This window comes from Streptomyces katrae (assembly GCF_000966975.1).
GTDB classification, from domain to species: domain Bacteria; phylum Actinomycetota; class Actinomycetes; order Streptomycetales; family Streptomycetaceae; genus Streptomyces; species Streptomyces katrae.
Genome location: NZ_JZWV01001702.1, coordinates 1 through 960, shown reverse-complemented (window position 1 = coordinate 960; position 960 = coordinate 1). Strand labels below are relative to the sequence as shown.

The following is a 960-nucleotide window of genomic DNA, read 5'->3' as shown; positions in this document are numbered from 1 at the left end:
CGCGGGGGCCTGGCACGGCTGGGGCTTCCACGAAGACGGCTGCCGCTCCGGCGCCGCTGCCGCCCACTCCCTGGGAGCGCGCTGGTGACCAGGCCCGCGCGGCCCGCCGCACCCACGGCGGCGCTTTACGACTGCGTGATCACCCACACGCGCACCGCCCCGCTGCGCCACTCCTTCCGGCACCGCACCTACCTGTGGTGCGTGGACCTCGACCGGCTGCCGGTGCTGCCCCGGCCCCTACGACCGCTCGCCCACTTCGACGCCCGCGACCACTTCACCGGCGATGGCGGCACCATCCGTGCCCGGCTCGACGCCTGCCTCGCCGCCCGCGGCATCGACCTGGACGGCGGGCGGGTCACGATGCTGGCGCACGCCCGGGTGTTCGGCTTCGTCTTCAACCCGCTCAGCGTGTTCTGGTGCCACGACCGCTCCGGCGCCCTGGTGTGCGTCGTGGCGGAGGTCCACAACACCTATGGGCAGCGCCACTGCTACCTGCTGCACACGGACGAGAGCGGTGAGGCAAAGGCCGACAAGGAGTTCTACGTCTCGCCCTTCTTCGCGGTCGACGGCCGCTACCGGATGCGGCTGCCGCTGCCCGGAGACCGGCTGCGGCTCACCGTCCACCTCGACCACGCGGAAGGCCGGGCCTTCACCGCCGTCGTCCGGGGCCGCCGGCGCCCCGCCACCGTCCCCGCCCTGTTGTCCGCCGCCGTCCGCAGGCCGTGGTCGACCGCTGCCGTCTGGGCCGGCATCCGCCGCCACGGCATCGCCCTGCTGCTGCGCGGTCTGCCCGTACACCCCCGTCCGCGGTCCACCCCGCAGGAAGGCACGCCGTCGTGCCCCAGCCCGCCACCACGTCCCCCGGCCGCAACCGGCCCCCCGGCCGTGCCGTCGGGATCCCCCCCCGCAGACCGAGCCCCGCCGAGACAGGGCCCGCACCAGCGGTCCCACCGCCGTCCG

General features: G+C 75.5%; 1 pseudogene. It reads left to right on the top strand.

The features are described from left to right. Positions 1–81: 81 nt before the first annotated feature. A pseudogene (locus tag VR44_RS40205) lies at positions 82–828 on the top strand (DUF1365 domain-containing protein); the annotation flags it as partial. Positions 829–960 lie beyond the last annotated feature (132 nt).